This window comes from Ruegeria sp. AE3, from assembly GCF_056542225.1.
In genome coordinates this window covers 778631-803864 of sequence record NZ_JBQFZL010000001.1, presented here as the reverse complement: position 1 = coordinate 803864, position 25234 = coordinate 778631, and the positions used below count along the sequence as shown (strand labels likewise).

Below are 25234 nucleotides of genomic sequence, written 5' to 3'. Positions count from 1 at the left end.
CGCAAAAGGACAAAAAATGCTGGAAATCAAAAACCTGCACGTACAGCTTGAAGAAGAAGACAAGCAGATCCTCAAAGGTGTGGACCTGACGGTCGAGGCTGGCAAGGTACACGCGATCATGGGTCCGAACGGGTCGGGCAAATCGACCCTTAGCTATGTTCTGTCGGGGCGCGACGGGTACGAAGTGACCGAAGGTTCGGCCACTCTGGACGGTCAGAACCTGCTGGAGATGGAACCGGAAGAGCGCGCGGCAGCAGGTGTTTTCCTGGCCTTCCAATACCCGGTTGAAATCCCCGGCGTTGGCAACATGACGTTCCTGCGCACCGCGGTAAACGCGCAGCGCAAGGCCCGTGGCGAAGAGGAACTGTCTGCCGCAGACTTTCTGAAAGAGGTGCGTGCCAAAGCAAAGACGCTAAAGATCGACGCGGATATGCTCAAGCGCCCGGTCAATGTTGGTTTTTCGGGCGGTGAGAAAAAGCGTAACGAAATCCTGCAGATGGCCATGCTTGAACCCAAGATGTGCATCATGGACGAAACCGACTCGGGCCTTGATGTGGACGCGATGAAACTGGTGGCCGAAGGTGTGAATGCCCTGCGGGACGAAGGCCGTGGGTTCCTGGTGATCACGCATTATCAGCGCCTGCTGGATCACATCAAACCGGATGTTGTGCATATCATGGCCAATGGTCGCATCGTTAAGACGGGCGGACCTGAACTGGCGCTTGAGGTTGAAAACAACGGTTATGCCGACATTCTGGCCGAGGTGAACTGATGGCTTTGCCGCAAGCGAAACAATCCGCAACCGAGGCGCGTCTGGCTACGTTGATCATGCCCGATGCGGGCTGCACCCGTGGTGCACGCGAAGACGCTTTGGCGCGTGTTCTGGAATCCGGCCTGCCGGGGCGCCGGGATGAGTATTGGAAATACACTCAACCCGATAGTCTGATTTCTGCCGAGGCTTTGCCTGCGGCGGTGTTTATCAATGATGAACCGGTGCTTTTCAACGACCTTGACCGTTTGAAAATTGTTTTTGTCGACGGGGTCTTCAGCGCCGAGGAATCCGATGACCTGTCGCTGGACGGTGTCAAGATCGACCGGATTGAAGACATCTGCTGCAAAGACATTCATTGGGCAAAAGACCTGTATGGCGTTCTGGAAGCGCGCGGCCAGTCCCCGGTTCAACGCCCGTTGGCTGCATTGAACACGGCTTTTGCGTCGGACGGCGTTGCCATTCACGTTACGGGCAAACCCTCCAAACCGATCAACCTGATCTATCGTCATGCCTCGCCGACATCCGACGCGATCCTGCATCACGTTATTCGCGTGGAAAGCGGGGCCGAGGTGACTATTCTTGAATCCGGCCCGGCGGCGTCGCGTTTCAACAAATGTACAGAGATTGAAATTGCCGACAAGGGGACGCTGCATCATGTGCGGGCGCAGGGCAGGGACCACGAACGTCGCGCCGCGACCCATATGTTCACGCGTTTGGGGGCAGAGTCGGTCTACAAGTCCTTCACCTTGACTGCGAATGGGGTGCTGACCCGTAACGAACAGGTCGTTGAACTGACCGGCGACAATGCGGTGGCGCATGTGGCCGGGGCCTGTGTTGGGGATGGTGATTTCCACCATGATGACACGGTGTTCATCACCCATGACGCGGTGAATTGCGAAAGCCGTCAGGTCTTTAAGAAAGTGCTTCGCAACGGTGCGACCGGAGTGTTTCAGGGCAAGATCCTTGTAAAGCAAGGGGCCCAGAAAACCGATGGTTACCAAATCAGTCAATCGCTGCTTTTAGATGATGACAGCCAGTTCCTCGCTAAACCGGAACTTGAGATCTACGCCGATGACGTGGCATGTTCCCATGGCTCAACCTCGGGTGCGATTGACGATACGGCGTTGTTCTATCTTCGGTCACGGGGTGTTCCGGCCAAGGACGCGACCAACATGTTGACGCTGGCATTCCTGGCCGAAGCAGTGGATGAGATCGAAGACAGCACTTTGGCAGATGAAATCGTAAGCCGTCTGGAAGGGTGGCTGGCGCGCCGAAGCTGATGGCCCTGTCGTCGGATATCCTAGCAACGTACAAGGGGCCGGGGCGGGTGGTGCGCAGGCTTCTGGATATGGGTCAACGAGAAGACCGGGCGCTGATCTTTGTTATGGCGTTTTGTGTGGTGGCATTCATCGCCCAGATGCCTGGCCTTGCGCGCAAAGCGCATCTGGAAGGCGTTGAGCTGAACATGCTTTTGGGTGGTGCTCTGCTCGGATCCGTGTTCATTCTGCCCTTGGTCTTTTACACGCTGGCACTGGTGTCTCATTGGGCGGCGCGCTTGTTTGGCGGTCAGGGAAGCGCTTATGGTGCGCGCCTGGCGTTGTTCTGGGCGCTGTTGTCGTCTGCACCGCTGGTTCTGCTGAACGGCCTTGTCGCCGGGTTTATCGGACCAGGGCCTACATTGACGATTGTGGGTCTTGTCTGGGTTGCTGTTTTTGTCTGGTTCTGGGTATCCGGTCTCAGACAAGTGCAAAGGTCCGTCGCATGAATTCGAGTTTTCTGGGAAATATGGCTGTCCTGACGATCAGGAACCCGGCCGAAGCGGCGCGACGGCTGATGGCGCTCAAGCTGGGGCGAGAAGTGCTTTGGCTGGCATTTGCACTGGCGGTCGTTTTGAACTGCGTTGTCCAATTGGGAATAGGTTTGTCAATAACAATGGCGGAAGGCCAACCCTCTCCGGCGCTCGAAAGCATTCCCATGGTTTTGGTGCGCTCGGCCGGGGCCATGATGCTGAGCATCGTCGCATTCCTGCTGGTCGGGCGAATGCTTGGAGGTCTGGCGAAGTTCGATGATCTGATGGTTTTGACGATCTGGCTGCAATTCCTGCAAATAGCCGCCTTGGTCGTGACGCTGATCTTGAGCCTGACCCTACCGTTCCTGATGATGATGTCATTGTTGGCGACAGCAATCCTGAGCCTTTACGTCACGCTTCATTTTCTGAACGAAGCGCATCAACTCGGGTCGCTCTGGAAATCCTTTGCGGTAATTGTGTTGTCAGCCCTTGTCGCCATCCCCTTCGTTCTGTTTCTAAGCCCAACCGGGCCCGTCTAGGAATACCTCTCTTATGTATGATGTGCAGAAAATCCGCTCTGACTTTCCGATCTTGTCGCGTCAGGTGAATGGCAAGCCTTTAACGTATCTCGACAATGGTGCTTCGGCTCAGAAACCTCAGGTGGTCATTGACGCGGTGACGCGGGCCTATGCCGAGGAGTATTCAAATGTCCATCGTGGCCTGCATTTCCTGTCCAATCTTGCGACAGAGAAATACGAGGCCGTTCGTGGCACGATCGCGCGGTTTCTGGGGGCATCGAACGAGAATGAGATCGTCCTGAACTCTGGTACGACCGAAGGGATCAACCTGGTCGCTTATGGCTGGGCTATGCCGCGACTTGAAGCGGGCGATGAGATTGTTCTGAGTGTGATGGAGCACCATGCAAACATCGTACCCTGGCATTTCCTGCGCGAACGACAGGGCGTCGTGCTGAAATGGGTCGACGTCGACGCAGAGGGCGGGCTTGACCCGCAGGCGGTAATCGATGCAATCGGACCGAAAACCAAGCTGGTTGCAGTGACACACTGCTCGAACGTGCTGGGTACGGTTGTAGATGTGAAAGCCATAACTGATGGTGCCCACGCCAAGGGCGTCCCGGTTCTGGTTGATGGCAGTCAGGGTGCCGTTCACATGCCGGTAAATGTCGAAGAAATAGGGTGCGATTTCTACGCGATCACAGGCCACAAGCTTTATGGGCCGTCAGGGTCAGGTGCGATTTACATCAAATCCAAACGCATGGCCGAAATGCGCCCCTTTATCGGTGGCGGCGACATGATCAAAGAGGTCAGCAAGGATCAGATCATCTATAATGACCCGCCAATGAAGTTCGAGGCCGGCACGCCGGGGATCGTACAGACCATCGGTCTTGGCGTGGCGCTGGAGTATATGATGGACCTGGGGATGGAAAACATCGCAGCTCATGAATCCAGCTTGCGCGATTACGCGATGCAACGTCTGACTGGGCTGAACTGGTTGCAGGTTCAAGGCACTCGCCCGGACAAGGCCGCGATTTTCAGCTTTACGCTGGACGGTGCTGGCCATGCTCACGACGTCTCAACCATTCTCGACAAGAAAGGTGTAGCGGTTCGCGCCGGTCACCACTGTGCCGGGCCGCTGATGGACCATCTGGGGGTGACTGCAACATGCCGCGCCAGCTTTGGTCTCTATAACACTACCGATGAAGTTGATACACTGATCGAAGCGCTTGAATTGGCGCATGATCTGTTTGCCTGATTTTGGTTTTGATAAGAGTGCGGCAATCGCGATTTGCAGTTGCACCCGGATTGGAACAAGGTTAGCTAACGGCCAAGGCACCTGTAGCTCAGCTGGATAGAGCGCTGCCCTCCGAAGGCAGAGGCCAGAGGTTCGAATCCTCTCAGGTGCGCCATTTCAATCGACAAAATCCAATAAATACAACGTATTAGATTGTTATTGCGCTCTGTTAGGTGACACATTAGGTGACACATGGCAGCAAGTTGGTTCAAAATTGGCCCAATCAGTATGAAGATAAAATACGTAGAGTGGCGTAGAGGTACGGCCTACTATCGCCGCCGAATTCCGGCCGACCTACAGAATAAATACAATGGAAAAGCCCATCTGTTTTCCTCGCTCAATACAGACAACCCTGCGTTGGCGGCAAAGCGGTCATTCGAAGAAACTAGACGTATCGACAGGGAATGGAGCCTGTTGAGATCGAAGGGGCAATCAGACCTTCAGACTAGAGAGGAGGGAATGGCGGTACTTCGAAAGTATGGCCTGAAGCCGGGTCAAGCCGTCGAGTACGACAAATACGACATAGAGCCGGATGAGTTTGTAGGCGAACTTCTCGCTCACTCTCACGACCCTTAGGACATGAACTCTCGGTTCTTCATAATCATCTACTGCATATGATCGAATGCGAGTCAGAACGCGCTCGACGTCTGACATAACTTGGTGAAGTGAAGAGAAATGAAAGACGACAAGAACATTACGCTAAAAGTCAGGCCAGACTTTGAACCTGAAGAACTGAGGGCAGCGAAAATGGCCCCCTTGGTTATGCTGCCTTTTTCTGAAGAGGCTCATAAGGCCGTTCTTGCGATACTGGATCAGACCGTTTCATTTCAAAGAGGGCATCCTGCATGAACTCCAACTGATACGGATAGATACAGAAAGTATGTCAGGCCTTGGGAGCGCAGAGCGTGCTACGGCTCAGGAGTAAACGGAACGGTAATGAAATGTTCATCTAGTTTGCCGACGACAGCTCAAAGAAATCGTCATTTATGTCGTTTAAGGCGTCATTGTAAGTAATAGGAAAAAATAACAAAAGGATAATAGGGTTTTAAAAATTCTCGACATCCTTCGAGAAACCAGAGAGCGGTAGATGAAGAACTTAACCATTATTTTCTCAATAGTCGTGGCATCTACTTTGCCCGTCTATGCCGATCAGTCTTCCGAACTTTCGGTTGGAAAGGGCTGGGAAATTTGTCGCAATTACTATGAAAACCGAGCACTAGAACACGCACAGGACCACAGCGATCTCGGTTTTTGCTTAGGCATCACTCGCGGCATTTATGTCGTGATGAGGGAAAACTGTAATACACCCGGTTACGCTGGACCGCTAGCTGTTGGTTCGGGTGGAACAAACAAGTCTATTGTTCATTCTTTCTACAAGTGGGCAGACAACAACCCTGACCAATGGTCGATACCTTTCACACAAGGACTAGCCGTGGCCTTGATAGAATCCTTCCCTTGTGATCCAGCGTAATCAAACACGTTTCTCCTCAGTTTAAGACGAGCATTGGAAAAACATTGAAAAGTGAAGAACGTCATTGGCGACAATGTGTTTTCTGTGGCCAAAAGCCTGACAACAAGAACCTTGAACACATTATCCCAATGTGGCTTCAGAGGCTTGCTGGGAACCAAAAGAAACCAGCTGTCTTTTGGACCCCTGACGGGGAGCGGAGCCTACTTTGGTCCAACTTGACCCTTCCAGCTTGCACTGGTTGCAATCAACACTACGGGCGACTGGAGGAGCTTATCAAGGAGGTGTTCAAAAGGATTGAGGAAGGCTACCTGCTTGGCACGGACGCTAGGTTGTTGTTGGATTGGATGGATAAAATTCGCATTGGGATTTGGCGTCTCCAGTTAGCACACGGTAAAGCGGGACACGACATCACTCCGAACTTTTCAGTCACCGAAAGATTGGCGACTTCGGATCGATTAGTGCGTGTGTTCCGATACCCGACAAAAGGAAAAGGCATCGCGCTTGTTGGCGCAGACACGGCTGCTTGGGTGCGAATGCCCAGCGCAATGGCGCTTATAGTCAAAGATATTGTTATACTGTCCGCCTCTGCTGGAGGCTTCTTACAAGAGGCCATGGGAATCGTTGAAGCCAGTAATTCCGTTGAGGTTGAGGGAGAGATATTCTGTCAGGTGCCGAGAATAGCAAATTAGCAGACTTGGCGGCTCTGCCGCCAATCGCTACGACTACGAGAAAACCGACCGGAAGATACAGTCAGAATAGGTTCTGAACAGACCAAAAGCGTCCGGGTGTTACCCGCGCCAGGTGCGAACCACGCCACAATCCATGTGTACGAAGTTCGATCCATAATACTGACCAACTCCGCCTGCGCGGCACGACATCGCTGCCTTGGCCATCTGTGAAACCGAGCGGGAGGCAAGGCGCAGATCAGCTGCTTGCCCTTCCATATGAAGCGAATTGCGCGCCACACGGCGCGACCGGGAGCGCAGCATTGCGTTGGTCTGAGGAGAGCGATAGCCTGACAACAGCATATAGGGTTCGTTGACATCCAGCAGGTTGTGTGATGCCGCCATGATATCAATCGTGCGCAAATCGATGGATTTTACCTGATCTGTGCGCCAATCACGCATGAAGTTGTTCACTTCTTTGACAGCGTCCTTGATATACTTACCATCGACCCAATAGATCATATCCAACCGTTCGCCAGTGCGACCGGAATACATACGAATGCGACGAATATCGCCGCCACCGCGTAAAAAGCCTGCTGCGTTGGAGTAGGTGGGTGCTGCTACGACTGCCGTTGCTGCAAACGCTCCCAATAGGGCACGCCGGGTCAAGCCCGAGGAACTGCTCTCTGTCATTTTAGTTTCGTCCCGTACTGTTCCTGCCTGCACACGATGTTACGTGCACTGTCTTAATTATTCCCATCCCAGATGCGGAATGTATGGCACAATCGGAATCGACGGCCAAGAAGTGTTTCAATTGCACCTTTTCAAGGGGGAAATTTCGGCAGTTTTTTGCGCATATGTCACAGCGAATCACGAAAATTTCGCAGTTGTGGGCTTTGGGTCACCCTGCCGATGCAAACGCGCATCAGGCCCACGAAGAAGCGAATTGGTAAGGATTTCGTGAGTGGACAAGCGTTCTGACGCGACTGCATAATCGTGCGACGTATCAATCACCAGTTCAAGCTATTGAATTTCAAGGCCATCCTATGCTTTCCGTTCTCCGCACCAGTACCAGCATCCTGTTTGCCGCGTGTTTCGTGGCTACTGCATCTGTCGCCAATACGTCGCCTGAAGCGGTGCCAGGGACTGCGTTTCAGATGGCGATTGCTGAACATACGCCGCAGGCGCCGCAATTGGTCGAATTCTACCGGGCGAACGGGTTTTCGCCAGTTTGGGTGGGTGATACGCCCGAACACACACGGCGCCGGGCGGCGCTGATCAATGCGCTTACGAATGCGCATCTGCATGGCCTGCCACAGGCCGAGCCGACTGTTGCCGCCGTGATGGAGAAGATGGAAAAGGCCCGTTCGGTGCGCGATCTCGGTGCTGTTGAAGCAGAGCTGAGCCGTATCTTTGTCGAATACGCCGACGCGCTTTACGCAGGCATAATCCGGCCCAGCAGTGTCGATGAGGGGCTGGTTCGATCCGTAGATCGTCGCAGCGCGGCCGAGCATTTGCAGGGAATAAACACTCAGGGCGCGGCCTACTTTGCAGCCCTGTCACCGCAAACACATCAATACCGCGCGCTGATGAAGCAGAAGCTGGTTCTGGAAAAACTGGTGTTCCAGGGCGGATGGGGGCCAACAGTGCCCGAAAACAAGCTGGAATACGGTGATACCGGACCGAATGTTGTCAAGCTGCGCGACCGTCTGGTGGTGATGGGTTACATGAAACCATCCGCCAGCCCGTCTTTCGACAACGCGTTGTTGGAAGGTGTACGCACCTTTCAAACAGCGCATGGGCTTGAACCCGATGGCGTGGCGGGCAAGGGGACGATTGCCGAGATTAACCGTCCAGCCACAGACCGGTTGAAAGCCGTTTACGTTGCGTTGGAACGCGAACGCTGGCTGCCTCGGGAACGAGGTACGCGTCATATCCTTGTGAACCAAGCCGATTTCTCAGCCAAGATCGTGGACGACGGGCAAGTCACTTTTGAAACCCGCGCAGTCATCGGTAAAAATGCTCATGATCGCAGAAGTCCGGAGTTTTCGGATGAGATGGAGCATATGGTGATTAACCCAAGTTGGCATGTTCCCCGCTCGATCGTGACCAAGGAATACCTGCCGAAGCTGCAATCAAACCCGAATGCCGTGGGCCATATTCTGATAACTGACAGAAGCGGCAGGCAAGTCGATCGGAGTGCGGTGGATTTTACCCAGTTTACGACCAGAAATTTTCCTTTCGCAATGCGCCAACCGCCCAGCCAAAGCAATGCGCTGGGTCTGGTGAAGTTCATGTTCCCCAATAAGCACAACATCTATCTGCATGATACTCCACAGAAAAACCTGTTCTCGCGTGAGGTTCGGGCCTTTTCACATGGGTGTATCCGCTTGGCCCAGCCCTTTGAATTTGCTTACGCCTTGCTGGCCAAACAGGAGGAAGATCCAAAGGCATTCTTCCATCGCGTTCTGAACACCGGAAAAGAAACCAAAGTCAATCTGGAGCAGAAAGTTCCGGTGCATCTGATTTATCGCACGGCCTATATCGGGCCCAAAGGCGAAGTGCAGTATCGCCGCGATGTTTATGGGCGGGACGGCAAGATTTGGGAAGCCTTGCAAAAGGCAGGGGTGGCCCTGCCGGACGTTCAGGGGTAAGCACAGGGCAAATCCTGCCAAAAGGAAGCCCGCCATGCAGTTTACCGTACAACAGATCGCCGAGTCTCTGGGGGCAGAATGTCAGGGCGATGGCGGCCTGACGATCGTGCGCGCCGCCGAACCGGGCGACGCAGGTCCGACAGATTTGGCGATGGCTATGTCTCCGAAATATGCCGAGGCGCTTGCCAACGGAGCCGCACGTGCGGCTGTCCTTTGGGAAGGGGCCGACTGGCAGGCGATGGGATTGCGTGCCGCGATCTTTGTCAAACGTCCCCGCATGGCCATGGCTGGCATCACGGCCATGCTGGATCGGGGGCAGGGAGTTGAACCCGGGATTCACCCCTCGGCCGTGATCGACCCGACCGCTGAAATCGGTCCGGATGTGGCGATTGGTCCGTTGGTTGTTGTGGGCGCGCGCGCCCGGATCGGCGCAGGCTCTGTCATAGGGGCACAGTGCGTGGTGGGAATGGACGCCATATTGGGCGACCAGGCGGTGTTGCGCGAAATGGTCAGCATTGGCGCACGGGCGCGGATCGGAGATCGCTTTATCGCGCAACCCGGTGCCCGGATCGGAGGGGACGGGTTCAGCTTCGTAACACCCGAAGTCTCGGGCGTCGAAAATGTACGCAAGACAATGGGCGATCAGGGTGAGGCCAAAGCACAGAGCTGGCTGCGCATTCATTCGTTGGGTGCGGTGGAAATCGGTGATGACGTCGAAGTCGGCGCGAATTGTACAATCGATAATGGCACGATCCGAAACACTTGTATCGGCAACGGATCCAAGTTGGATAATCTGGTCCATGTCGGGCACAACACTCGCGTCGGTCAGGACTGCCTGCTGTGCGGTCAGACTGGTGTGTCGGGATCGGTTGAGATCGGAAACAACGTGGTTCTGGGCGGTCAGACCGGCGTTGTCGACAACATATTCATCGGGGACGGGGTTATTGCCGGAGGCGGCACCAAGATACTGTCCAATGTTCCCGCCGGCCGCGTGATCATGGGGTATCCCGGCGTCAAAATGGAAACGCATACGGATATCTACAAGGCGCAACGACGCTTGCCCCGCATGGCCCGCGACGTCGAGGCACTCAAAAAGGCTGTTTTCAAACAGACCCCGAGCGATTAAATCAACTTCAAACTGATAATCAGGGGATCGACATGAGCATCAGCGACCGCGTCATCGCGATCATTGCAGAGCAGGCCGTTCTGGAGCCATCGGATGTAACGCCCGAAAGCACGCTGGAAGATCTGGGTATCGACAGCCTTGGACTGGTCGAAAGCATATTTGCCATCGAGGAAGAGTTCGACATTTCGATTCCTTTCAATGCCAACGAACCCGAGGCCAGTGATTTTGATATCTCGAATGTGGCTGCGATCATCTCTGGGATCGAAAAGCTTGTGTCGGAAAAGGTCTGACAAACGCTCATGAAACGCGTTGTCATAACCGGAGCGGGTACGATCAATTCGCTGGGCCATTCGGTCCCTGACACGCTGGAAGCCATGCGCGAAGGTCGTTGTGGTATTTCCGATCTGGAATTTCGGGATGTCGACCGGTTGGCCATCAAGATCGGCGGACAGGTCCGGGGGTTCGAGGCAGAAGGGCGGTTCAACCGACAGCAGATGTCGCTGTACGACCGCTTCACCCAATTCACCCTGACGGCAGCCAAAGAGGCGATTGAGCAGTCGGGTATCGAGTTTCATGGCGAACTTGCAGCCAGATCAGGTGTTGTTCTGGGGACTGCGGGCGGTGGTGTTTCGACTTGGGATGACAATTACCGTTCGGTTTATGAGGATGGAAAAAACAGGGTACATCCCTTTGTCGTTCCAAAACTCATGAACAATGCTGCCGCAAGCCACGTTTCCATGGAACACAACCTGAAGGGCCCAAGTTTCACGGTCTCGACAGCATGTGCGTCGTCAAATCATGCGATGGCTCAGGCTTTTCAGATGGTGCGTAGTGGCGCGGCTCCGGTCATGGTAACGGGGGGCTCGGAATCCATGCTGTGTTTCGGCGGTGTCAAAGCCTGGGAAGGGTTGCGCGTGATGTCGAAAGACGCATGTCGCCCGTTCAGTGCCAACCGCAACGGAATGGTGCAGGGTGAAGGGGCAGGCGTCTTTGTTTTTGAAGAATACGAACACGCCCGGGCCCGAGGTGCCGAAATTCTGTGCGAAGTTGTCGGCTTTGCCATGTCATCGGATGCCTCGGACATTGTGATGCCCAGCAAACAAGGGGCCGCGCGTGCCATGGCTGGTGCTTTGGCCGATGCGAAGCTGAACGCAAAAGATGTGGGCTATATCAACGCTCATGGCACCGGAACGGCTGCAAATGACAAAACCGAATGCGCAGCTGTGGCCGACGTATTTGGCCCACACGCCGACGATCTGATGATCTCGTCCACGAAATCCATGCACGGTCATCTGATTGGCGGGACCGGCGCGGTTGAGCTGCTGGCCTGTATCATGGCGCTGCGGGACGGTGTCATTGCACCGACGATCGGATATGAGGAACCGGACCCGGAATGCGCGTTGGACGTCGTGCCGAACGAAGCGCGCGAGGCAAAGGTCGACGTCGCTCTCAGCAACGCATTCGCCTTTGGTGGGTTAAATGCCGTACTGGCCCTGAAGCGGGTTTAGTGAAAAAGCCGCCGTTACTAATACGGCGGCTTCCACGGATGTTTTTTTCTTAGTTTGTGTTGACGTTCAGAGCGTCAAAGCCCGATGTGAAGCCGGAGAGCGACATGTCCATTTCAAGAACCTGATCCGGGAAACGGGCTGGAACCAGCGAAAACGTCGCTTTAGTGCCAGCTTTCATCGCATCGATATCCCCTTGGCTAAGACCTAATTGCGCGATGCAGCCCACGGGAACGCATTGGTGATAGTTGTACAATTTACGCGGAGCGCCATCGATTGACAGGGCCAGTTGCGCTTGCAGCAGTGTTTCCAGGGGTACGATGACGTTTGCCCAAGCAACGGCGGCACCACCTTCCGGCAGTTTCCCGATCGATACTTCTGCGATCGGATCACCATTGTTGCCTTCCAGAACCTGAACGATGGCACAAGGATCCTCGCCTTCCTGTGCCTTGATACAGGATACGTCCCAATCGCCGAATTCTTCCTTTACGAACTGTTCTCCGACCCGGGGTCCTTCCTGACCTAGGTCCAGACCAGCGTCTGGCGCGGTTGTGGTTGTGTCTTGTGCATACGCTGCTCCGGACAGCAGAACGGCGGCGACCGTGTTGAACGAAAGGATTTTCTTGAACATGAATGCCTCGGGTTGATGATTGATCTTTTCGCTTCGTTTAACACTCTTCTGAACCAGTGTCAGGCACTAACAGAACAGCCTTTGCGAAGGTGAACGGATTCTTGCCTGAGGGCTGGAACCGCACCTTCGGAGATTAGAAAAAGGGAGCTGTTCGACCAGCTCCCTTCCCCATAAGTTTCTCCCCGTCGGACTGGCCGACTTATTTATGCGCAAACCCTACGTAAGGGGCGCACACGGGTCAACAGCTATCCTCAATTTTTAATCTATGCGCCAGAATAATAATCCAGTGGCCGAACCAAAAGGGCCGTGCCAGCAGGCACGGCCAGTCGACAGGGAGGAAGTCTGCCCCGCAATGCAAGGCAAATAGACTATCGCAGTCAAAGGTTAACTTTGTATGCTGGCGGCGGATCGGTGAACAATAAGGCAATGTTAATGGGCACGAATATCTTTTTGGGCGGTGGCGGTGAAAACTATGGCCAGCCGCAGGAACTGGCGTTGAAATATGCGAACCGCCATGGGTTGATTGCCGGGGCAACTGGTACCGGCAAGACTGTGACATTGCAGATTCTTGCAGAAGGGTTTTCTCAGGCGGGTGTCCCAGTTTTCCTCTCGGATGTGAAAGGGGACCTGTCTGGGCTGGCCCTTCCGGGCAGCGAGACGCACAAACTACATCAGGCGTTCCAAGACCGGGCTGGTCGGATCGGGTTCGATGATTTTGCCTATTCTGCCTGCCCAGTGACATTCTGGGATCTGTTTGGCCAACAGGGCCATCCCGTGCGCACGACAGTGACGGAAATGGGCCCGCTGTTACTATCGCGGTTACTGGAGTTGAGTGAGGCGCAGGAAGGTATCCTGAATATCGCATTCCGCGTGGCCGACGAAGAAGGGATGCCGTTGCTGGACCTTAAGGACCTACAGGCGCTGCTGGTCTGGATCGGAGAGAATCGGGCGCAACTGTCATTGCGATACGGCAATGTATCTACATCCTCGATCGGTGCGATTCAGCGACGTCTGCTGGTCCTCGAGAATCAGGGCGGTACAAAGCTGTTTGGAGAACCGGCGCTGGATCTGGCCGATCTGATGCGAACAGACGAAAACGGGCAGGGGATGGTGAACATTCTGGCGTCAGACCAACTGATGGCCGCCCCAAGACTTTATGCAACGTTTCTGTTATGGCTGTTGAGTGAACTGTTCGAAGAGCTGCCAGAGGTCGGAGACCCTGAAAAACCAAAGCTGGTGTTCTTTTTTGATGAGGCCCATCTGCTGTTTGACGATGCGCCAAAGGTACTGGTGGACAAGGTCGAACAGGTCGCCCGCCTGATCCGTTCAAAGGGGGTGGGGGTATACTTCATTACTCAGAGTCCCGCCGATATCCCGGAAGATATTCTTGGACAGCTGGGCAACCGTATTCAGCACGCATTAAGGGCATTCACGGCGCGGGACCGAAAGAACCTGAGGCTGGCCGCTGAAACCTATCGCGAGAATCCGACTTTTGACACGGAAACGGCAATTCGCGAAGTCGGCGTGGGGGAAGCCGTTACTTCCATGCTGCAAAAGAAAGGTGTTCCGGGCGTGGTCGAGCGCACGCTTATTCGCCCGCCGGGATCTCAGCTGGGGCCAATTTCAGATGCCGAACGCCGGGACATTCTAGCAGTTTCCCCAATGGCGGGGAAATACGACAAGAACATAGATCGAAAATCTGCCTTCGAGATTCTTCAGGCGCGGGCCCAAGCTGCGGCCAATGCCGCAGAACTGGCCGAATCCGACGAAGTTTTTGAAGCGCAATCGCCGATCGAACGCGAATACTCTTCGGCCCGCAGATATTCGGGCAGCCGGGTTGGCCGGTCCTCATCCCGGGTTGAGCGCAAGCAGGACACCTTTGCCACAGCGATGACCGAAGCGGTGATCAAAGAGCTTAAAGGCACTACCGGGCGCCGGATCGTGCGCGGTATCCTCGGCGGTTTGTTCCGCAACAGGTAAGAACGCAGCGCCCGTTGGGGGCGCTGTCGCGTTTACTTCAGTCGGCGTTGGCCTTCCTGACGGCAATAGGCGTCAGCCTCGGGGACAGACATCTTTGTGGCTGGGAAGTCGATTGCGCGGTCCCAGGTCACACGATCCTGACGATAGAGCTGGCAGGTCACAACACCTTTAGGAGTCTGTACCTTGACCGGCGTCGTCTCAAGATCTTCGGGGCTGGGAACGCATGCGGATACTACAACCGCAATAGCCGGAAACAGAATGAGTGATTTCAGATGTGGTGCTTTCATTTTCTACTCTTGTCTACTCGTCTTGTTGGTCGATTGAAACGGCATAGGCGAGGGTGAGTGCCAGCAACCTGCCGCAAATCAGAAACACTGTGGTGGGTCCGTTTATTCAGAAAAACCTTAAGAATCAAGAAACCGCGCCAGATTAGTGGCGCGGTTTTGTGTATTGGAACGTGGCGTCGGTCTATTTCTCGGGGATCAGACCCCTTGGGCTGAATCTGAGAACAATCAATAGGATCAGGCCCATCGTGAAAAGGCGCATATGTGCGGCACTATCAATAAGATGTGACTTCAGCGCGCTGCCATCCGGTAAGCCTGCGGTGATCACACTCATCAACCACAAGCCAATCGGCTCGACCTGAACCCACAAGAACCAAATCAGGAACGCGCCCAGAACGGCTCCGAAGTTGTTGCCGGAACCACCAACGATCACCATGACCCAAACCAGGAAGGTAAAGCGCAACGGATTGTAGGTGCCCGGTGTCAGCTGTCCGTCCAGGGTGGTCATCATCGCGCCAGCGATGCCGCAAATGGCCGACCCTAATACGAAAATCTGCAAGTGGCGACGGGTGACGTCCTTGCCCATTGCTTCGGCTGCAACTTCATTGTCGCGGATTGCGCGCATCATGCGGCCCCACGGGCTTTTCAGCGCCATCTGCGCCATCCACAGCAGCGCCAGAAGAACCAGCATGAACAGCAGCGAATACCCAAGTTTCACCGAAAGGGTGGATGCAGTGACCGGATCCAGCCCCAGCCATTCGGCGCGGGCAAGAAAAGCCGGATCTTGCTGCAAGTCAACTTCATACCCGACAACCGGCGAGGGGCGCGGGATGCCATAGACGTTCTTCACGCCGCGGGCCAGCCAGTCCTCGTTCTTCATGACGGCGATGATAATCTCGGCGATACCCAGCGTGGCAATCGCCAGATAATCTGACCGCAGCCCAAGCGCGGTTTTGCCAATCAGCCATGCCGCCCCGGCAGCCAGCAGACCTCCGGCAGGCCAGGCCAGCAGAACGGGCAGGTTCAGTCCACCGATGTTACCGGCAATCGCCGGGTCAATGGCTTCAACTGCGGCAACATTGGGGTCGAACACGGCCCGGTAGAGGAAAAAGCCGACGATAAGGACAGTGATTATTGTCAGCGTCTGCACCCGGCCTTTGGGCATTCTCGTTGCCACCAGTACGGCTGCAATAACAGTGGCAGCCCCCAGTAGCAAAGACAGAACGATACCATAACCGCCTGCGCCCCAGGCACCCGGGGTAGGCGCTGTTGATACTAGCACCACGGCCAGACCGCCCAGCGCGACGAAGCCCATGACCCCCACGTTGAACAGGCCCGCAAAGCCCCATTGCAGGTTCACACCGATCGCCATGATGGCCGAGATCAGCCCCATGTTCAGAATCAGAACGGCGGTGTTCCAGCTTTGCGTGAAACCGGTCAGCAGAATGAGGCTGCCAACAGCTATGAAAAGCAGAGTGTTTTTGACAGAATCGGTCATACTGCTTTTCCCTTGAACAGGCCCGTGGGCTTAAACAGAAGCACGATCAGCAGGATGACAAAGCTGACAGCGAACTTGTAATCGGTGGACAGGAGCTGAACCAATCCGGACGGCTCCAGGTTTTCGGGGGCCACATAGGTCAGTACTTTTTTCCAGGCATAGGTGATCGTCACCTCGGAAAACGCGATGATGAACCCGCCGGCAATCGCGCCCAGCGGGTTGCCCAGCCCCCCCACGATTGCTGAAGCGAAAATCGGCAGCAGAAGCTGGAAATAGACGAAGGGTTTAAAGCTTTTGTCCAACCCGTAAAGAACACCCGCTGTGGTCGCCAAGGCGGCTACGATGATCCAGGTGATCATCACAACACGTTCAGGGTTGATGCCGGACAAAAGCGCCAGATCCTCGTTGTCGGAATAGGCGCGCATCGACTTTCCGGTTCGTGTTTTGTTGAGGAACCAGAACAGTAAGGCCACGGCAATAACGGCCACTATCAGGGTGATCCCTTGCGAGGTCTTGATGGCCAGACCCTCCTGAAGGCCCGTCATGGACTTGAAGTCCCGCGCGGATATCAAGAATCTTGCACCGTCCGAGAACTTTTGATCATCCGGCCCGATGATAAAGCGCACCAGACCGTTCATGATGAACATTACACCCATTGAAACGATCACAAGGATAACCGGCTTGGCCTTTTGTTCGCGGTAAAAGCGGTAGACCAGTCTGTCTGTAACCAACACCAGCATGATGCAGCCAAGGATAGCAAAGGGCAGGGCGAGCAGGGCAGTCGGCAACGGCCCAAAGCTGACACCAGCGGCCTGTAAGCCCCAGGTGACAAGCACAGCGATCATCGCGCCAAAGGCCATGGTGTCACCATGGGCAAAGTTCGAAAACCGCAGGATGCCGTAGATCAGGGTCACGCCAAGCGCCCCCAATGCCAACTGACTGCCATAGGCAATCGCAGGCACGATGACAAAGTTGGCAAGCGCAACAAGCGCGTTGAGTAAGTCCATTATTTCTTCTCACTGTCCGGGTGCGACCTTATGGCATAACGGTCTGCGCGGGCACAATGTTTTGCACGCGGTTTATCGTCATATTTTCCTGCTGGTAGCGAAAAAACCCTAGAAAAGCTTTCAAGAAGGACGGACTTTCCACATCAAGCCCGGCTCAGTCACGCACCGGTCAATTCCGGTGCGTGGTCGAGATGGTCGGAAGGGGCTCAGGCGTTTGTTTCAGTACAAGCGCCGCGATCAGTCCCCGCGTTGGGGCCTTTGACCGAAAGATCAAAGGTCATGTCGTCATAGTTCACAACAAAGGTCATGACCTCATCGCCCTGGATATAGACAAACGTCATGTTGCCAACGCCTTTGAAGACCATCGCGTCGCCAGAAACACTTGCGGTTTCGATGATGCCCTTGTCTCCTTCCGACGCCCGTTTGAGGCGCACTTCACTGCCGTCGCGGTCTGAGACGCAGACAAAGTGGCGTTCTTCCGCAATTGCAGCGTTCGTGCACAAAGTGGCGACGGCCACCCATATCCATTTTTTCATTTTTGGGTCCTGAATAGAGTTTTTCATTCAGAAGGTTCGCTTGATTTCTCGGAATCAGATTTGTTTGTCCGGGAAACCGTTTCCTTCACAGCGCCCGGCGCTAAACGCACAATGTGACCGGATTGCAGCCGACGCGTGGAAATCTTGGGATGGCGGAATAATTTGAGCGTGGGCGAAACACATGCTCAGTCTTAGCCCGTTTGCTCAAAAAACAACGGGAAGAGTGAGGAAGCCCATTAATTGGGCACCTGACAAGCGCCACGATAAGAAGCCACAGACGGTATGCCGCTCGTAAGTTTCACGTGAACACTAATTCGTCCGTTATCTGACAACATGACGTTCCAGTTCTCAAATTCATCCAAAGGCGGTTGACCCTTCAGCAAAACCAAAACTACGTTCTGTTGGTTTTCCAGAGCAATCTTTGCGCCCGTTAAAACGAACTTTTCATGACCAGCAAACGCGAACATGCCATACGGTTTTTGATCGTTAGTATCTTCCGCCTTAAGAGGCTGAAATGCGAAGCTCAGGAGTCTTTGCAATACCCCTTGCGTTGTTTGCAGTCATTGAAATCATCGCCACCGCAATCAAGAGGTGGGTTGCAATCGTGTTTTGCGATACAGTGCATCTCGACACCGTTCGCCTTCAAACGCAGAATTTCTGCGAACCCGTTTCCGGGCACAAAAAAGAAGGTGGAAACCGCAAGGAATTTGGCAAGGTACTTCATTCTCACCCGCCCAAGAAACTCTTCCGCACTTCCGGATCAGCCAGCAATTCCTTACCTGTCCCGGTATAGGCATTTCGACCTTGAACCAGAACATATCCTTTGTCAGCGATTTCAAGTGCTTGGCGGGCGTTTTGTTCAACCATCAGGATCGGCAGGCCAGTGCGTGCGACCTCGATGATGCGGTCAAAAAGCTCATCCATCACGATGGGTGAGACACCTGCGGTAGGCTCGTCCAGCATCAGGACCTTGGGTTGCGTCATCAGCGCGCGACCCACGGCAACCTGCTGGCGTTGACCGCCGGAAAGCTCACCGGCGGGCTGATTGCGCTTGTCGCGCAGAACCGGGAACAGGTCATAGACCTGCTCCATCGTGTCCGAGAAATCGTCGCGCCGAATGAAGGCACCCATTTCCAGATTTTCCTCGACAGTCATCGAGGTGAAAATGTTCGACGTCTGAGGAACAAAGCCCATACCGCGGATCACGCGGTCTTGTGGGGTGAGGCTGGTGATATCCTCGCCATCCAGACGCACTGAGCCCGCGCGCACATCCAGCATCCCAAACACGGCTTTCATCGCCGTTGACTTGCCCGCACCGTTGGGGCCGACGATAACGGCGATCTCACCCTTATCCACGGCAATGGTACAGTCGTGCAGGATATCCGGGCCTTTGCCATAGCCGCCAGTCATGGTGTCACCGATCAGAAACGGGCCGCCTTCAACGCGGTGTGTTGCACCGCTTTTACGATGGGCAGGCGTCATTGTACCGATACCTTGCGTGTTGGTAATTGATGCGTCCTTGTTGCCCTTGTCGTCCTGATAGGGGTTGTCTCTCATGCCAGCGGTCATGTCTGGGCCTCCAGCTTGTCTTTGTTTTTGAGGCCGGTGCCAAGATAGGCTTCGATCACGTGCTCGTTTGCCTTGATCTCATCCAGAGTGCCCTCGGCCAGAACCTTTCCTTCGGCCATGCAGATGACCGGGTCGCAGATCTTGCCGATGAAATCCATGTCGTGCTCGATAACGACGAACGTATAACCACGCTCTTTGTTCAGGCGCAGGATCGTATCAGCGATGGTCATCAGCAGGGTGCGGTTTACGCCAGCTCCGACCTCGTCCAGAAATACGATCTTGGCGTCCACCATCATGGTGCGTCCAAGTTCCAGAAGTTTCTTTTGACCGCCCGATACCTGACCGGCCTTGTGATCGGCCAGATGTTCGATGGTCAGGAATTCCAGCACCTCGTCTGCCTTGGCTTTCAGCGCGCGCTCTTCATCAGCGATGCGCTTGCGCCCGAACCAGGTATTCCACAGCGCCTCACCGGATTGCGCACCGGGCACCATCATCAGGTTTTCGCGGCAGGTCATCGACGAGAATTCATGCGCGATCTGGAACGTGCGCAGCAAACCCTTGTGAAACAGCTCATGCGGGGGCAGGCCGGTGATATCTTCACCATCCATGACCACCTTGCCGCTGGTCGGAGGCAGAACACCGGCGATCACGTTGAACAGAGTGGTTTTTCCGGCCCCGTTGGGCCCGATCAGGCCGGTGATCGACCCTTTTTGGATTTCCAGCGACGCCCCATCCACCGCGTGAAATCCGCCGAAATGCTTATGCACGTCCTCGACGACGATCATGGTATCCCCTTGCCTTGTCCCCGTGAAACGAGGTGCAGCCTTTTGTCATTGAAACAGCCCGGACACAAGGCCCGGGCTGTCTGATTTTATGGCTTGATATGCGGGATCAACGGAAGTTGACGGTCTTGTTTTCGCCGTCGGTCACTTCGATCTCGCGGTACGATCCCGCGCTTTCGCCGGGGCCGATCAACTCGACACCGGACGCGCCGACATAGTCGATGTCCTGACCGGCGGCCAGCAGTTCCAGACCTTTGGCCAGTTCACCCGGATAGATCTTTTCACCCGGTGCGTTGGCGACGTCCATAACTTTGCCCGCGTAATCTGCGGGGTTGGTCGAACCGGCGGCTTGCATGGCGAACATGAACAGCGCTGCCGCGTCATAGGATTCTGGCGAATAGGGCGACGAGCCGTCAAACCCGGCTGCTTCGGCCAGTGCAAAGTACTTTTCTGCACCTTCACCACCGGACCCGGCGATCTGACCGAACGAGCCGTTCAGGTCGGGGCCGACATTTGCGGGCAGCGAGTCACCGATCATGCCGCCGGGCAGACCAAAGGTGTCAAACGCACCGCTGTCCAGCGACGACTGGATGATGCCCAGACCACCCTGGTCCAGATATCCCGCGACAACCAGAATGTCGCCACCGGCCGAGGCCAGCGCGCCAACTTCAGCCGAATAGTCGGCCTTGCCGTCTTCGTGCGCCGTAACGATGGTCACTTCGCCGCCAACCGCTTCGAAGGACGTCTGGATCGCATCGGCCAGACCTTTGCCATAGTCGTTGTTGGTATAGGTCAGCGCGATCGAGTTGATGCCACGATCCTTGAGGATATCAGCCATAACCTGACCTTCGCGCGCATCCGACGGCGCGGTGCGGAAGAACAGGCCATTGTCCTCCATGGTCGACAGGCCGGGCGAGGTCGCCGACGGCGAGATCATGACCATGCCGTTTGGAATGGCAACGTTCTGCAGGATCGCGCCGGTTACACCCGAACAGTCGCCGCCGATGATGCCTGCAACGCCGTCAGCGATCATACGCTCGCCGTTCGAGGTGGACAGACCATTGTCTATACAGCCGGTATCAGCACGTACACCAGCCACGCTGGCACCGTTCATGAACTTGCCGGATTCGTTGACTTCGGCGATTGCCAGTTCCGCGCCTGATCCCATGGCAGGGGCCAGCGATTCAATCGGGCCGGTAAAGCCGATCAAAATCCCCAGTTTGACATCTTCGGCCATGGCTGCGCCGGCCAGCAATGCAGTTGCTGCAGTTGCAGTAAGCAGCTTTTTCATATGGTTACTCCCAGTTGTGAACGTATTCGTTCTGGCGACGACCCTAGGCAAGCTGTTCGGAAAAGAAAAGTCCTAACGCAAACGTGTTTTTTTCGTTTGAAATTCTATCTGTTTTGTTGGGACTCACCCCTGATTGTCACCGAAAGGGACCAGAATGCTCAGAACGGCGATGATTCTCTCTTTCTCACTGTGCGCCTTGAGTGCCGCGGCCCAGACGCTGTCGGTTTCAGCCGGGATGGTCCAACTGGAAGAAATGGTTGGCGGGTTGGAGACCCCATGGGCGATTGGCATTTTACCCGATGAAAGCTTCCTCGTCACGGAACGGGATGGAAGGTTGCTGTATGTTCGAAATAGACAAGTGGAGGATGTTTCAGGCGTTCCAAAGGTCGCGACTTTGGGGCAAGGCGGATTGTTGGACGTCACGATCTCACGCGATTTCAATCAAAGTCGAGAGGTCTTTCTGACCTTCGCAAAACCGCAAGGCCACGGTGCAGGAACTGCTGTTGCGGTTGCGCGCCTGTCCGAGACTGGCAAAAACCTTCAGAACCTTCGAGTAATTTTCGAGGCATCGCCAGGTGGTAAAGGTGGTCGCCATTTTGGCAGCCGTGTGGTCGAAACGCCGGACGGGACATTATTCGTGACCTTGGGCGAACGGGGACAGGCGGAGAATGCACAGGATCCGTCCAATCCCATGGGCTCGGTCATTCGCATCAATCGCGATGGGACAGTTCCGGCGGATAACCCCTTTGTCGGGCAATCGAATATCGAACCCGAGATATGGTCATACGGTCATCGAAATCCACAGGGCGCGGATTTGGACGCGCTTGGCCGACTTTGGATCTCGGAACACGGGGCGCGGGGTGGCGATGAAATCAACCAACCCCATGCAGGGCGGAATTATGGTTGGCCGGTTATTTCATATGGCACGCATTATTCGGGTGAAAAAATCGGCGACGGTACAGCTAAAGAAGGGCTGGAACAGCCAGTTTACTACTGGGATCCTTCCATAGCGCCGTCCGGTCTGCTGGTTTATTCCGGCAAGCTATGGCCGCAATGGAAGGGTGATATCTTCGTAGGGTCGTTGAAATTTGACTATATCGCACGGCTTCACGTTCAGCCGATGCACGAGGCCGAACAGATCAGAAGCCCTGAAACCGAGCGCGTCCGCGATATCGTCGAAGCGCCAGACGGGTCGATCTGGTTTATCTCGGTTGGGCAGGGAGCGGTTTACAGAATGGCTAAGGCGGAGTGACCTTACACCGATAGCCGCCCGCTCTGCGCTCCGCGTTCGCGATAGGGCGTGGTGTTGTAATGTGCGCGGTAGCATTTCGAGAAATGGCTGGGCGAGGCAAAGCCGCATGCCAGGGCTACGTTGATGACGCTCATATCCGTTTGCATCAGCAGGTTCCGCGCCTTGTGCAAGCGAAGTTCCATATAGTACCGCTTGGGCGAGCGGCTGAGATAGCGCCGGAACAGACGCTCAAGCTGGCGAGTCGACATACCGACTTCCTTGGCCAGAATCGAAGGAGAGATCGGCTCTTCGATGTTCTTTTCCATCATGAGAATGACCTGACTCAGCTTGGGGTGCCGGACCCCAATCCGCGTCGGTGTCGACAGACGTTGCGTATCCTGATCTGTCCGGATTGACGAATAAATCATCTGATCCGCCACCGCATTTGCCAGGTCTTCGCCGAAGTCGTCTGCAATCAACTTGAGCATCAGATCGATAGACGAGGTCCCCCCTGCCGTTGTCATACGACCGCCGTCAATTTGAAAGACAGCTTTCGTCAACTCGACCTCATCGAATTCTTCGATGAAACTGTCTGAGTTTTCCCAATGTATCGTCGCCCGCTTGTTGTCCAGTAACCCGGCCTTGGCCAGGGTATAAGCAGCCGTGCACAAACCGCCGATGCGCAATCCGCGCCGTGCTTCGCGTCGTAACCAGTTCAGAATGCGTTTGGTGGTGGCTGCCTGTACGTCAACGCCCCCGCAAATCAGAACGACATCGTCGCGCTGCAACTCCTCAAGATCACGGTCCAGCTTGAATTCGGTCCCGGCCGAACATGAAATCGAGTTTCCGCCTTCACCGGAAAGTGTCCATGTATAAAGCTGTTTGTCCGCCATGCGATTTGCGATGCGCAGACTGTCGAGCGCTGACGCAAAAGACAGTAGCGAAAAATTGTCCAACAGGACAAAAACGAAATGGCGGGGCGTGGCCCCAGCATTTTCGACCGTGACTGCTTGGCGTTGCACTTGCATGACAAAATGTCCTTAATTCTGCGCAGGAAAACCTGGTATCCCGCAGCGTATTTGGCAGTCACCATGATCAAAGCTTGTTTGCGGCGTCAAGAGGCGCAAATGGGATATGGTCACTCTTCATTGCTTTTTGTATAGAGGCGACCTGAACACTTCAGCGGAGATCAAAGCTATGACCGAATGGCAAAAATCGAACTGGCGCAACAAGCCCCGGGTTCAGATGCCAGACTATACCGACGCGGCCGCATTGGCCAAGGTCGAGGCCCAGCTTTCGCAGTATCCCCCGCTAGTCTTTGCCGGTGAGGCGCGGCGCCTCAAGCAACATCTTGGTGCCGCCGGTCGCGGCGAGGCCTTCCTTCTGCAAGGCGGGGATTGCGCTGAAAGCTTTGAACAATTCAGCGCCGATGCGATCCGTGACACCTTCAAGGTGATGCTGCAAATGGCGATGGTTCTTACCTATGGTGCCAAGGTGCCGGTGGTTAAAGTCGGTCGTATGGCCGGCCAATTTGCAAAGCCACGCAGCGCCCCGACCGAGGTTGTGGATGGTGTCGAGCTACCCAGCTACCGCGGTGACATCATCAACGAACTGGCGTTCACGCCCGAAGCGCGGATCCCGAATCCCGAAAAGATGTTGCAGGCCTACACGCAGGCGGCGGCCACGTTGAACCTGCTGCGTGCCTTCTCAACTGGTGGCTTCGCCGACATGAGCCGCGTCCATTCGTGGACTCTGGGCTTTACCGACGAACAGGATGTTCAGAAGTACTCTGAGGTGGCAGATCGCATTCAGGACACCATCGACTTCATGGAAGCGGCCGGTATCACGGCAGACACGACACACGAATTCTCGACTGTTGAATTCTACACCAGTCACGAAGGTCTGTTGCTGGAGTACGAAGAGGCGCTGACCCGTCTGGATTCGACCTCGGGCAACTGGCTGGCCGGGTCTGGTCACATGATCTGGATCGGCGACCGTACGCGACAGCCTGATGGTGCACATGTCGAGTTCTGTCGTGGCGTTCTGAACCCGATTGGGTTGAAATGTGGTCCGACGACGACGGCAGAAGACCTCAAGGTTCTCATGTCGAAGCTGAACCCCGAAAATGAAGAGGGCCGCCTGACTCTGATCGCGCGCTTTGGCGCAGGCAAGGCGGGTGAACACCTTCCGCGTCTGGTCAAGGCCGTGAAGGAAGAAGGCGCCAAGGTCACTTGGGTCTGCGACCCGATGCACGGCAACACCATCAAATCGGCCACGGGCTACAAAACCCGTCCGTTCGATTCTGTCCTGCGTGAGGTACGCGATTTCTTTGGCGTGCATCAGTCTGAGGGCACGATCCCTGGCGGTGTCCATTTCGAGATGACCGGTCTCGACGTTACCGAATGCACTGGTGGTGTGCGGGCCGTGACCGAAGAGGATCTGTCGGATCGTTACCACACCGCTTGCGACCCGCGCCTGAACGCGTCTCAGTCGCTGGAACTGGCGTTCCTTGTGGCGGAAGAACTGACCAACCTGCGCCGCAACGGATCAAAACGCGCCGCAAGTTAAGTGTTCGAAAAGAAAGAAAAACAGCGGGCCATCGGTCCGCTGTTTTTTGTTCTGGGTGTTCAG

At 55.2% G+C, this 25234-nt stretch carries 25 protein-coding genes and 1 tRNA gene; 16 read left to right on the top strand and 10 right to left on the bottom strand.

Annotated features, from left to right (window positions below; all coding sequences use genetic code 11):
- Nucleotides 1–16 precede the first annotated feature (16 nt).
- The 9 genes from sufC (at nt 17) to ACR0NZ_RS03985 (ending at nt 5844) form a co-directional block, all read left to right on the top strand.
- A complete protein-coding gene (sufC, locus tag ACR0NZ_RS04025; RefSeq protein WP_480472823.1) occupies nt 17–772 on the top strand; it encodes a Fe-S cluster assembly ATPase SufC in 756 nt (251 codons plus the stop codon).
- Nucleotides 772–2052 (top strand): Fe-S cluster assembly protein SufD, encoded by a 1281-nt coding sequence (sufD, locus tag ACR0NZ_RS04020; RefSeq protein ID WP_480517058.1) that lies wholly within the window; start codon nt 772–774, stop codon nt 2050–2052. Before sufC ends, sufD begins: the two co-directional genes overlap by 1 nt.
- Nucleotides 2052–2537 carry a YIP1 family protein gene (locus ACR0NZ_RS04015; RefSeq protein ID WP_480472819.1) on the top strand — a complete coding sequence of 162 codons (486 nt, stop codon included), beginning with the start codon at nt 2052–2054 and terminating at the stop codon, nt 2535–2537. The genes sufD and ACR0NZ_RS04015 overlap by 1 nt, the downstream gene beginning before the upstream one ends.
- Before the next feature lie 20 nt (nt 2538–2557).
- Nucleotides 2558–3100 (top strand): YIP1 family protein, encoded by a 543-nt coding sequence (locus tag ACR0NZ_RS04010; RefSeq protein ID WP_480517056.1) that lies wholly within the window; start codon nt 2558–2560, stop codon nt 3098–3100.
- A 13-nt stretch (nt 3101–3113) separates the two neighbouring features.
- A complete protein-coding gene (locus ACR0NZ_RS04005) occupies nt 3114–4334 on the top strand; it encodes a cysteine desulfurase (protein WP_480505150.1) in 1221 nt (406 codons plus the stop codon).
- 77 nt (nt 4335–4411) lie between these two features.
- A tRNA-Arg gene (locus ACR0NZ_RS04000) sits at nt 4412–4488 on the top strand.
- 77 nt (nt 4489–4565) lie between these two features.
- A complete protein-coding gene (locus ACR0NZ_RS03995) occupies nt 4566–4949 on the top strand; it encodes a DUF6538 domain-containing protein (protein WP_480517054.1) in 384 nt (127 codons plus the stop codon).
- 99 nt (nt 4950–5048) lie between these two features.
- Nucleotides 5049–5222: a hypothetical protein gene (locus tag ACR0NZ_RS03990; RefSeq protein WP_480517052.1), complete on the top strand. Its 174-nt coding sequence runs from the start codon at nt 5049–5051 to the stop codon at nt 5220–5222.
- Between the two features lie 238 nt (nt 5223–5460).
- Nucleotides 5461–5844, top strand: coding sequence for a hypothetical protein (locus ACR0NZ_RS03985; RefSeq protein ID WP_480517050.1), 384 nt, complete (start codon nt 5461–5463; stop codon nt 5842–5844).
- A 788-nt stretch (nt 5845–6632) separates the two neighbouring features.
- Here ACR0NZ_RS03985 and mepK read toward each other — a convergent pair.
- Entirely contained in the window at nt 6633–7202 is a 570-nt protein-coding gene (mepK, locus tag ACR0NZ_RS03980) for a peptidoglycan L,D-endopeptidase MepK (RefSeq protein WP_480472813.1), read from the bottom strand.
- 353 nt (nt 7203–7555) lie between these two features.
- Here mepK and ACR0NZ_RS03975 point away from each other — a divergent pair, with 353 nt between their 5' ends.
- The 4 genes from ACR0NZ_RS03975 to ACR0NZ_RS03960 are packed head-to-tail and all read left to right on the top strand — an operon-like array spanning nt 7556 to nt 11797.
- Nucleotides 7556–9163, top strand: coding sequence for a L,D-transpeptidase family protein (locus ACR0NZ_RS03975; protein WP_480493139.1), 1608 nt, complete (start codon nt 7556–7558; stop codon nt 9161–9163).
- Nucleotides 9164–9197: 34 nt separating this feature from the next.
- Nucleotides 9198–10289 (top strand): UDP-3-O-(3-hydroxymyristoyl)glucosamine N-acyltransferase, encoded by a 1092-nt coding sequence (locus tag ACR0NZ_RS03970; RefSeq protein WP_480493140.1) that lies wholly within the window; start codon nt 9198–9200, stop codon nt 10287–10289.
- Nucleotides 10290–10321: 32 nt separating this feature from the next.
- A complete protein-coding gene (locus ACR0NZ_RS03965; RefSeq protein ID WP_480472807.1) occupies nt 10322–10579 on the top strand; it encodes an acyl carrier protein in 258 nt (85 codons plus the stop codon).
- Nucleotides 10580–10588: 9 nt separating this feature from the next.
- Entirely contained in the window at nt 10589–11797 is a 1209-nt protein-coding gene (locus ACR0NZ_RS03960; protein WP_480472805.1) for a beta-ketoacyl-[acyl-carrier-protein] synthase family protein, read from the top strand.
- 49 nt (nt 11798–11846) lie between these two features.
- Here ACR0NZ_RS03960 and ACR0NZ_RS03955 read toward each other — a convergent pair whose 3' ends face one another.
- On the bottom strand, nt 11847–12425 hold the full coding sequence (locus tag ACR0NZ_RS03955; RefSeq protein ID WP_480472803.1) for an invasion associated locus B family protein: 579 nt from the start codon (nt 12423–12425) through the stop codon (nt 11847–11849).
- A 432-nt stretch (nt 12426–12857) separates the two neighbouring features.
- Here ACR0NZ_RS03955 and ACR0NZ_RS03950 point away from each other — a divergent pair, with 432 nt between their 5' ends.
- Nucleotides 12858–14405 (top strand): helicase HerA-like domain-containing protein, encoded by a 1548-nt coding sequence (locus ACR0NZ_RS03950; RefSeq protein ID WP_480517048.1) that lies wholly within the window; start codon nt 12858–12860, stop codon nt 14403–14405.
- A 32-nt stretch (nt 14406–14437) separates the two neighbouring features.
- Here ACR0NZ_RS03950 and ACR0NZ_RS03945 read toward each other — a convergent pair whose 3' ends face one another.
- From ACR0NZ_RS03945 to ACR0NZ_RS03915, 7 genes are all read right to left on the bottom strand, one after another.
- Nucleotides 14438–14692 carry a hypothetical protein gene (locus ACR0NZ_RS03945; RefSeq protein WP_480472799.1) on the bottom strand — a complete coding sequence of 85 codons (255 nt, stop codon included), beginning with the start codon at nt 14690–14692 and terminating at the stop codon, nt 14438–14440.
- A gap of 181 nt (nt 14693–14873) precedes the next feature.
- Nucleotides 14874–16187 carry a branched-chain amino acid ABC transporter permease gene (locus tag ACR0NZ_RS03940; protein WP_480517046.1) on the bottom strand — a complete coding sequence of 438 codons (1314 nt, stop codon included), beginning with the start codon at nt 16185–16187 and terminating at the stop codon, nt 14874–14876.
- A complete protein-coding gene (locus ACR0NZ_RS03935; RefSeq protein ID WP_480517044.1) occupies nt 16184–17194 on the bottom strand; it encodes a branched-chain amino acid ABC transporter permease in 1011 nt (336 codons plus the stop codon). The genes ACR0NZ_RS03940 and ACR0NZ_RS03935 overlap by 4 nt, the downstream gene beginning before the upstream one ends.
- Before the next feature lie 206 nt (nt 17195–17400).
- Nucleotides 17401–17730: a hypothetical protein gene (locus ACR0NZ_RS03930; protein ID WP_480517042.1), complete on the bottom strand. Its 330-nt coding sequence runs from the start codon at nt 17728–17730 to the stop codon at nt 17401–17403.
- 726 nt (nt 17731–18456) lie between these two features.
- A complete protein-coding gene (locus tag ACR0NZ_RS03925) occupies nt 18457–19287 on the bottom strand; it encodes an ABC transporter ATP-binding protein (protein WP_480517742.1) in 831 nt (276 codons plus the stop codon).
- 8 nt (nt 19288–19295) lie between these two features.
- Nucleotides 19296–20084 (bottom strand): ABC transporter ATP-binding protein, encoded by a 789-nt coding sequence (locus ACR0NZ_RS03920; protein ID WP_209596275.1) that lies wholly within the window; start codon nt 20082–20084, stop codon nt 19296–19298.
- Nucleotides 20085–20190: 106 nt separating this feature from the next.
- The gene (locus ACR0NZ_RS03915) at nt 20191–21372 is read right to left on the bottom strand and encodes an ABC transporter substrate-binding protein (RefSeq protein WP_209503916.1); all 1182 of its coding nucleotides are present in this window, start codon (nt 21370–21372) and stop codon (nt 20191–20193) included.
- A 154-nt stretch (nt 21373–21526) separates the two neighbouring features.
- Here ACR0NZ_RS03915 and ACR0NZ_RS03910 point away from each other — a divergent pair, with 154 nt between their 5' ends.
- The gene (locus tag ACR0NZ_RS03910; protein ID WP_480517040.1) at nt 21527–22624 is read left to right on the top strand and encodes a PQQ-dependent sugar dehydrogenase; all 1098 of its coding nucleotides are present in this window, start codon (nt 21527–21529) and stop codon (nt 22622–22624) included.
- 2 nt (nt 22625–22626) lie between these two features.
- Here the strand turns inward: ACR0NZ_RS03910 and ACR0NZ_RS03905 are convergent, their stop codons facing one another.
- Nucleotides 22627–23631, bottom strand: coding sequence for a GlxA family transcriptional regulator (locus tag ACR0NZ_RS03905; protein WP_480472786.1), 1005 nt, complete (start codon nt 23629–23631; stop codon nt 22627–22629).
- A 169-nt stretch (nt 23632–23800) separates the two neighbouring features.
- On the opposite strand from ACR0NZ_RS03905, the gene ACR0NZ_RS03900 reads away from it, so the two are divergent.
- A complete protein-coding gene (locus ACR0NZ_RS03900) occupies nt 23801–25171 on the top strand; it encodes a class II 3-deoxy-7-phosphoheptulonate synthase (RefSeq protein WP_480493145.1) in 1371 nt (456 codons plus the stop codon).
- The last annotated feature ends 63 nt before the right edge of the window (nt 25172–25234 follow it).